At 48.3% G+C, this 7,443-nt stretch carries 9 protein-coding genes; 3 read left to right on the top strand and 6 right to left on the bottom strand.

All coding sequences use genetic code 11. The annotated features are described in order from the left end of the window. Positions 1 to 277, top strand: a 277-nt coding sequence (locus LZ11_RS11975) for a transposase (RefSeq protein ID WP_187695087.1), incomplete at its 5' end; no start/stop codon positions are given. 70 nt (positions 278 to 347) lie between these two features. On the opposite strand, the gene smpB is transcribed toward LZ11_RS11975, so the two are convergent. The 4 genes from smpB to LZ11_RS11955 form a co-directional block, all read right to left on the bottom strand. Then, positions 348 to 815, bottom strand: coding sequence for an SsrA-binding protein SmpB (gene smpB, locus LZ11_RS11970; protein WP_148868094.1), 468 nt, complete (start codon positions 813 to 815; stop codon positions 348 to 350). 10 nt (positions 816 to 825) lie between these two features. Then, positions 826 to 2,943: a ribonuclease R gene (rnr, locus tag LZ11_RS11965; RefSeq protein WP_148868093.1), complete on the bottom strand. Its 2,118-nt coding sequence runs from the start codon at positions 2,941 to 2,943 to the stop codon at positions 826 to 828. 20 nt (positions 2,944 to 2,963) lie between these two features. Beyond that, the gene (locus tag LZ11_RS11960) at positions 2,964 to 3,515 is read right to left on the bottom strand and encodes an HD domain-containing protein (RefSeq protein ID WP_148868092.1); all 552 of its coding nucleotides are present in this window, start codon (positions 3,513 to 3,515) and stop codon (positions 2,964 to 2,966) included. Positions 3,516 to 3,613: 98 nt separating this feature from the next. Further along, a complete protein-coding gene (locus tag LZ11_RS11955) occupies positions 3,614 to 4,744 on the bottom strand; it encodes an MFS transporter (protein WP_148868091.1) in 1,131 nt (376 codons plus the stop codon). Between the two features lie 131 nt (positions 4,745 to 4,875). Here LZ11_RS11955 and LZ11_RS11950 point away from each other — a divergent pair, with 131 nt between their 5' ends. Further along, a complete protein-coding gene (locus tag LZ11_RS11950) occupies positions 4,876 to 5,070 on the top strand; it encodes a DUF6485 family protein (protein ID WP_148868090.1) in 195 nt (64 codons plus the stop codon). Between the two features lie 81 nt (positions 5,071 to 5,151). On the opposite strand, the gene rbr is transcribed toward LZ11_RS11950, so the two are convergent. Both rbr and LZ11_RS11940 read right to left on the bottom strand, forming a co-directional pair. After that, complete coding sequence (gene rbr, locus LZ11_RS11945) at positions 5,152 to 5,682, bottom strand: rubrerythrin (RefSeq protein ID WP_281282763.1); 531 nt, start codon at positions 5,680 to 5,682, stop codon at positions 5,152 to 5,154. 107 nt (positions 5,683 to 5,789) lie between these two features. Then, positions 5,790 to 6,758 carry a slipin family protein gene (locus LZ11_RS11940; RefSeq protein ID WP_148868088.1) on the bottom strand — a complete coding sequence of 323 codons (969 nt, stop codon included), beginning with the start codon at positions 6,756 to 6,758 and terminating at the stop codon, positions 5,790 to 5,792. 309 nt (positions 6,759 to 7,067) lie between these two features. Here LZ11_RS11940 and LZ11_RS11935 point away from each other — a divergent pair. Beyond that, positions 7,068 to 7,443: helix-turn-helix domain-containing protein (locus tag LZ11_RS11935; protein ID WP_148868087.1), on the top strand; the 376-nt coding region annotated here is incomplete at its 3' end.

Below are 7,443 nucleotides of genomic sequence, written 5' to 3'. Positions count from 1 at the left end.
AGATGCTATAGCGGTATTAGAGTTTCCCGAGCGGTATAGGAAAAGACTTCGAACTACAAACGGTTTAGAGCGGCTAAACGAAGAAATACGCCGACGTGAAAGGGTTATTAGGATATTTCCCAACCGTGAATCAGCCATTCGTCTAATTGGGGCATTGCTTATGGAACAGGACGAAAAATGGACTTCTGGCAAAAAATACTTGGATATGGCCGAATACTTTGAGTGGCAGAAAGAAAACTCGAAAAAAGTAAGAGAAAAAGTGGTTTCGATAAGTTAAACTTTTATCACCTGATTCTAGCCAGAGGGAATTTTACACAAAAAATTGGACTTGATCGGTGCTTCGGTAGTTATCTTCTATATTCTTTAAACGCCTTTTCCATTTCGCGCTCGGCGTCCCTGCGCTTGATATCCTCCCTTTTATCGTAGAGGGTCTTACCCTTGGCCACTGCCAGCTCAACCTTTACCAGGCCCCTTTCGTTCAAATACACCCTCAGGGGCACCAGGGTAACCCCCTTCTCCTTCACCAGCCCGTACAGCCTGTCTATCTCCCGGCGGTGCATGAGCAGCTTCCGGGTCCTGAGCGGGTCCTTGTTGAAAATATTTCCCTTCTCGTAAGGGCTTATGTGCATATTATAAAGATATAGCTCGCCTTTTTCCACCCGGGCGAAACTGTCCTTTAAATTGGCCTTACCTTCCCTTAAGGACTTTACCTCGGTACCGGCCAGCACTATACCCGCCTCATAAGTCTCTATTATGTGGTAGTCGTGGCGGGCTTTCCGGTTGGTAACCAGGTCCCGGGAATTCTTTTCCCTCATAATACCCCCCCTAATCCAGTTTCTCCTCAAGGGCAAAGTCTATCTGGCGGTCATTTTTATTCACCTTGATAACCTTTACCTTTACCCTATTGCCTATCTTGAAAACTTTGTTCGTCCGCTCCCCCCTAAGGGTGATGGTTTTATCGTCAAAGTGGTAGAAATCGTCTTCCAGGGTGCTCACATGAACCAGGCCTTCCACGGTGTTTTCCAGCTCCACAAAAAACCCGAAGGGGGTCACGCTGGAAATAATTCCAGTATAAACCCTGCCTATTCTCCCGGCCATATATTCGGCCATTTTCAGCTCTACCGTTTCCCTTTCGGCTTCTTCGGCAATACGCTCCCTTTCGGAAGAATGTTTTGCAATCCTGCCCAGCACCTCGTTCAACTGTTCCTGGCGCTTTTCGTCAAGCTCTCCCGCCAGCTGTTCCCTTAGAATACGGTGTATTATCAGGTCGGGATAGCGGCGGATGGGTGACGTGAAATGTGTGTAATAGTGGGCAGCAAGGCCGAAGTGACCCAGGTTTTCCTCGCTGTAGCGCGCCCTTTTCAGTGACCTCAGGAGAACCGTGTTCACCACCCGCTCTTCCGGTTTTCCTTTGACCGCCTCAATGATCTGCTGCAATGCCTTGGGCTTGATATTTTTCACGCCCTTTATGGAATACCCTAGGTTGTAAAGAAATTCCTGCAGGGTGTATATCTTTTCCCTATCGGGCAACTCATGCACCCTGTAGACAAAGGGAACTTTTAGCCAGTACATATGCTCGGCTATGACCTCATTGGCCGCCAGCATGAATTCCTCAATGATCCTTTCTCCAACGCCCCTTCTCTCTCTCACTATGTCCACGGGCCGTCCGTCTTCGTCGAGTATCACCTTTGCTTCCTCGAAATTGAAATCCAGGCTGCCCCGCTCAAAACGCTTCCTGGTCAATTTTGCCGCCAGTTCCGCCATGAGCTTGAAGTCATCTACCAAATATTCGTACCGCTTTATGGTCTCTTTGTCGTTATCCTCAAGTATTTTGTTCACGGCGGTATAGGTCATCCGTTCGCAGGTCTTTATGATGCTGGGAGTTATTTGATAGCTTTTTACATGGGCCTTATCGTCGAAATCGATTATTACGCTCATGGTGAGGCGGGGTACCCGTGGGTTGAGGCTACAGATGCCGTTGGAGAGCTTGGAAGGCAGCATCGGTATTACCCTGTCCACCAGGTACACGCTGCATCCTCTCTTCATGGCCTCTATATCAAGGGGCGTCTTCTCCTTTACGTAGTAACTCACATCGGCGATGTGCACACCCAGCCTGTAGCCGCCGGGGATGCGCCGGACCGATACCGCGTCATCCAGGTCCTTGGCGTCCTCTCCGTCTATGGTTACTATTTTCTCGTTTCTGAGGTCAAGCCTACCTGCCAGGTCCTCATCGGTGATTTCGTCGGGTATTTGTTCGGCCTGCCGGAGCACTTTTTCAGGGAATTCCAGGGGTAGGTTGTACTTTTTTATAACTGACAGTATGTCTACACCCGGCTCGTCCTCGTAACCCAGTATCTCGATAATGCGGCCTTCGGGATTGCGCCGGCCTTCGGGCCATTTCGTTATGCTGACCACGACCTTCTGGCCCGATTTTGCCCCGGCTATTTCATCTTTGGGTATGAAGATATCGTAATAAAACCTTTTATCATCGGGGGTTACGAAGGCAAAGTGTTTCCCGCGTTCCAGGGTCCCTACGATTCGGGTGGATGCCCTCTTGAGTATCCGGACAACTTCACCTTCGACTCTACCCCCCGCTGGCTTAAATATGGGACGCACTATGACCCTGTCCCCGTGGACGGCGCCATTGAGGTTTTGAAGCCCGATGTATATATCCTCGATGTCGGGGTTGTCCGGGATCAAAAAGGCGTATCCCTTCGGGTTGCCCTCAATCCGCCCTACCACAAGGTTCATCCGTTCGGGCACCCCGTACCTTCCCCTCCGGTTTTTAACGACAAGGCCTTCCTTTTCCATGAACTGGAGGGTTTTCAGCAGTTGGTCGGCATCCCTCAGGTCCAGGTCCAAAGCCGTAAAGATCTCTGCCTCGGTCATGGGCCTGTACCCTTCGCTTTTCATCAGGTCAAGGATTCTTTCTTTTAGATCCATAATCTCCTCCCTGAATCAAATTATAGCCCCAGTTCTTTGTGAATCTCCTGCATGGCTTCCAGAGCCATCGAAACAAACTCCTCCAGGGTCAGGTTCAGCTCCGAACAGGTAGCTATTTTCTCCCGGCTTGCACCCCTTGCAAAGGATTTTTCGTAAAAGCGGTTTATTACAAACTGGGTATCTATGGCCGAAAGCTTTTTTTCCGGGTGTATCAGGGCTGAGGCGACAATGAGGCCGGTTAAAGGATCTACGGCAAACATGGCCTTTGAAAGCAGGGTGTTTCGCTCTATACCGTGCTCCTCGTTGTGCGCTTCTATGGCGTGGGCCACCTCCTCGTCGAGCCCCCATTCCCTGGCCATCTGCCCGCCCACCAGGCTGTGCTTAGAAAGGTCGTCCTTTACCCTGTCGAAGTCCACATCGTGCAGCAGGCCCGTGAGGCCCCACTTTTCCTCATCCTCGCCGAAATGCCTGGCGAGCCTCCTCATTACTGCCTCGGCGGCGATCATATGCTTTACCAGGTTTTTGTTGGAGACGTTTTCCTTTACCAGTTCTAGAGCTTCTTCTCTGGTCAAAACAATCACTCCTTTGTAGTTTTCCCAATCTTTTGCATTAATTTTACTCCTTAATACCGGTTTTGGCAAGTTTCCAGGGCAGCCCCTTCCTTTGAAACCTAAATCAAAAGCCATATGCCGGCGGCGGCTAAAATCCCCATAAATCCTCCAAAATAGAAGGGCGCTGATGCTCCAAAGGCATTCCACAGGGCTCCCGCTATAAGAGAGGCGGGTAAAAGGCCGATGCCCACCAGAGTGGCATGGAGCCCTATCATAGTACCCCTTAAGTTTTCCGGGGCTATATCGGATATAAAGGCCTTCTCCACGCCTTCGGTAAACGCCATATAAAGTCCGTAAGCCGCAAAAAGCACCCATATGGAGGCGGGCGTACTTGCCATGGCGAACCCGAAGTATACCAGGCCGTAAACCAGATATCCCGCCACTATCATTGCCTTCCTGCCTATTCGGTCGGAAATGGCTCCCGCCGGATAAGAGGCGACGTTGTACACCAGGTTGTATGTAAGATAAAGCAGTAATATTGTTTTTGCGTCGAATCCGACATTCCCGGCCTTAAGGAGCAGAAATTGATTTGAGGAATTGCCCAGCGTGAATACAAACATCAGGATCAGAAATGTTTTCAACCGGCTGTCTAGGGCGTTCCAGTTCAGGGATGGCTTGTTTTCCCTTTCTCTGACGACTCCTTTTTCCCGAACGAAAAATAAAGCCACTACGCCCAGAAACGCCGGAACCAAGGAATAGAGGAATATCTGGTGGAAATCAACATGTGCCCTGGTTATGAAGCAATAGGCCAGCAACACTCCTATCGCCGCTCCAAGGGTGTCCATAGTCCTGTGAAGCCCAAAAGCTCTGCCTCGGGCACCCTCGGAAGACGATTCGGCTATTAGGGCGTCTCGAGGAGCGGTTCGGATGCCCTTGCCGAACCTGTCGGCCACCCGCCCTGCCAGAACCACCGGCCAGGAAGAGGCTGTGTAAAGGAATATCTTTCCCACGGTGGAAGCGCTGTACCCGGCTATCGCAAAGGGCTTGCGGCATTTTGCCCTGTCCGAGAAATACCCAGAAAATACTTTCAGCAAACTCGCCAGGCTCTCGGCAATTCCCTCGATGGTACCGACGACCAGTGGGGTGGCTCCCAGCCTGGTGGTGAGAAAAATCGGCAGCAGCGGATAAACCATTTCGCTGCTGATGTCGGTTAAGAGGCTCGTGATGCCGAGCAGGATTATATTGAACATTACATCGATCCCTCCATCCTGTAGACTTTCTTTGTTTTTTAAATACATTGTAACATATATGTTTCATATGAAAGATATACCTTGATTTATTCAGTCCAAAGGGGTTAAAATTTTTTTGGAGGTGATCAGTTTTGGAATGCACTCTTTCAAAGAATAAAACCATCTGCACGTGCACCTATGAACCCTGCTCCCGCAAGGGCCGCTGCTGCGAGTGCCTGCACTACCACAGGAGAAACGGTGAGCTCCCGGCCTGTTATTTTTCCAGGGAGGCCGAAAAGACCTACGACAGGTCTATCGAGAGATTTATAAGAGATTTTAGAGGGTGAGCCTGCTGATCGTGAAAACCGATATTCCTGATTTACATATAAAAAGGCACAAAAAAACCGGGGTTGTGATCCCCGGCTTTTTTAATCCTCAACAAACGGCTCGTAGAATCCTCTCGGGTGGTCGCAGGCCGGACACTTTTCGGGAGCCTCGGTGCCCTCGTATATATATCCGCAGTTCCGGCACCGCCACTTAATGGGTGTCGGGCGTTTGAAAAGCGTTTCTTCCCTCAGCCTGGAGAGCAGCTTGCGGTATCTGGCTTCATGGGCTGCCTCTACCTCTGCCACCCTCTCAAAGTGTTCGGCGATTTCGTTAAATCCTTCTTCTCTTGCAACTTTTGCGAATTCCTTGTACATTGTAGTCCACTCGTAGTTCTCTCCGCCGGCAGCTTCTTCTAAATTTTTGGGCGTATCACCTATAAGCCCCAGGTATTTGGCCCAGACTTTCGCGTGTTCCTTCTCATTTTCCGCTGTCTCGAGGAAGATCGCGGCAATCTGCTCATACCCTTCTTTCTTTGCTACCGACGCAAAATAAGTATACTTGTTGCGGGCCTGCGATTCGCCGGCAAAAGCCGCCATCAGGTTCTGTTCGGTTTTCGTGCCTTTTAAGCTCATTATAATATACCCCCTTATCAGTAATAATAACTAATTACATTATATATTATACTACATTTTCAACGATTTTCCTGCAAAAATAAAAAAAATTTAAGATGCGTATTTCTCTAACCGACATTCCCATGACTGCCGGAATTCCCTTTTACTTCACTGTTTACAGAAAAGAACTTCATTATTTCCACCGGGAGAGGGAATATTACTGTGGAATTTTTCTCCACCGCGATTTCGCTCAGGGTCTGAAGCTGTCTCAGCTGTAAAGCACCGGGATTTCGCGAAATTATACTCGCCGCCTCCGAAAGTTTCTCCGCAGCCTGAAGCTCGCCTTCAGCCCTTATTATCTTCGCCCTGCGTTCCCTTTCAGCCTCGGCCTGCTTGGCCATAGCCCTCTTCATCTCTTCCGGCAGTTCTATGGACTTTATCTCAGTGGCGGTAACCTTCACGCCCCACGGATCCGTCGCCCTGTCCAGTTCCTGCCTCAGCATCTCGTTGAGTTCCTGCCTCTTTGCCAGAATGTCATCCAGGTCGTACTTTCCGAGGATCGCCCTTAAAATGGTTTGAGCGAGCAGGCTGGTGGCGTTGAAGTAATTCTGTACCTTTAGCACCGCAAGTTCCGGCTGAAATACGTTGAAATACACCACTGCGTCGATCATCACCGGTATGTTGTCTTTTGTAATTATCTCCTGCCTCGGTACGTCTATAGTAGCGGTCCTCAGATCGACCACCAGCAGGCGGTCTATGCCGAAGGGCATGATTACGTTAATTCCCGGGCCTACCGCGTATGCAAATTTACCGAACCTGAGCAGTACCCCCCTCTGGTACTCATTCACGATCCTTACCGTATTTGCCATCAGCGACACCAGCACCAGCAGGAGCACAAAAGATATTACTGGGTTTCCTCCGAGAATCGAAGCCAGGAGGATTATGGCCGATACGGCCGATGTCAGAGCAATCACCGACGTCCTCTTCGAATTTACCGCAAAACCTATCCAGAGAGCTATCAGAAGAATTTCGACCAGCACTATTATAAAATTGGCTGTTCTAAAAAGAGTTCCCAGCTGGTAAAAGCCGAAATCCATAAAATAACCTCCTCTTTTACATTCATTTTTTTATTCCATGCTATATTATATATCTATCTCTACACGATATAATCCTTTCCCAGCATTTTAAAAATCTGCAAGGCCGCCTTTAGACACAACCTTCTTTTTTTGTAAAAGTGGCCGCCGGTACTTCCTTTATTTTTCTCTTAATAGTATATCCGATTTTATGGCATAATTTATCGCCTCCATATTGAAGTAAAATAAAACACCCCTTCCAACCTGATATGCTCCCCTTGTAGTAGACAGTTGAAATAATAAAAACTGTTACTTCAAGGGGGGCATATTTTTATGAGTCGAAAACCAAAAGTTTCTTTTGAGCAAAAATTATCTGCTGTAAAAGATTATCTAGAAGGCAGGAAAACCCAAAGGCAGCTAGCAAAAGAATATAATGTTGACCATTCTTCAGTACGGCGATGGATTTCTAATTATCAAGCAATGGGAGAATCAGGATTAATTACTTCCTCAAAAAATACAAGCTATTCCCAAGAACTGAAATATACAGCAGTTAAGGAATATCTTTCAGGTAATGCTTCAAAACTAGATATATGCAAGAAATATAAAATTCGCTCAACAAAGCAACTATCCGATTGGGTTTTGAAGTATAATGGTCATGAGAGGCTAAAATCTTCGGGATCAGGAGGAAAACCAATCATGACCAAAGGAC

Origin of the sequence: Thermosediminibacter litoriperuensis (assembly GCF_008124715.1) — a bacterium.
GTDB lineage: Bacteria > Bacillota > Thermosediminibacteria > Thermosediminibacterales > Thermosediminibacteraceae > Thermosediminibacter > Thermosediminibacter litoriperuensis.
The sequence above is the reverse complement of the archived record's forward strand: the minus strand, read 5'-3'. Positions and strand labels throughout refer to the sequence as shown.

Coding starts and splice junctions, on each gene's coding strand:
- rnr (WP_148868093.1), bottom strand. CDS start 2,943: ATGGATCTAAAAGAAAGAATCCTTGACCTGATGAAAAGCGAAGGGTAC.
- smpB (WP_148868094.1), bottom strand. CDS start 815: ATGAGGGAAAAGAATTCCCGGGACCTGGTTACCAACCGGAAAGCCCGC.
- LZ11_RS11940 (WP_148868088.1), bottom strand. CDS start 6,758: ATGGATTTCGGCTTTTACCAGCTGGGAACTCTTTTTAGAACAGCCAAT.
- rbr (WP_281282763.1), bottom strand. CDS start 5,682: ATGAGCTTAAAAGGCACGAAAACCGAACAGAACCTGATGGCGGCTTTT.
- LZ11_RS11955 (WP_148868091.1), bottom strand. CDS start 4,744: ATGTTCAATATAATCCTGCTCGGCATCACGAGCCTCTTAACCGACATC.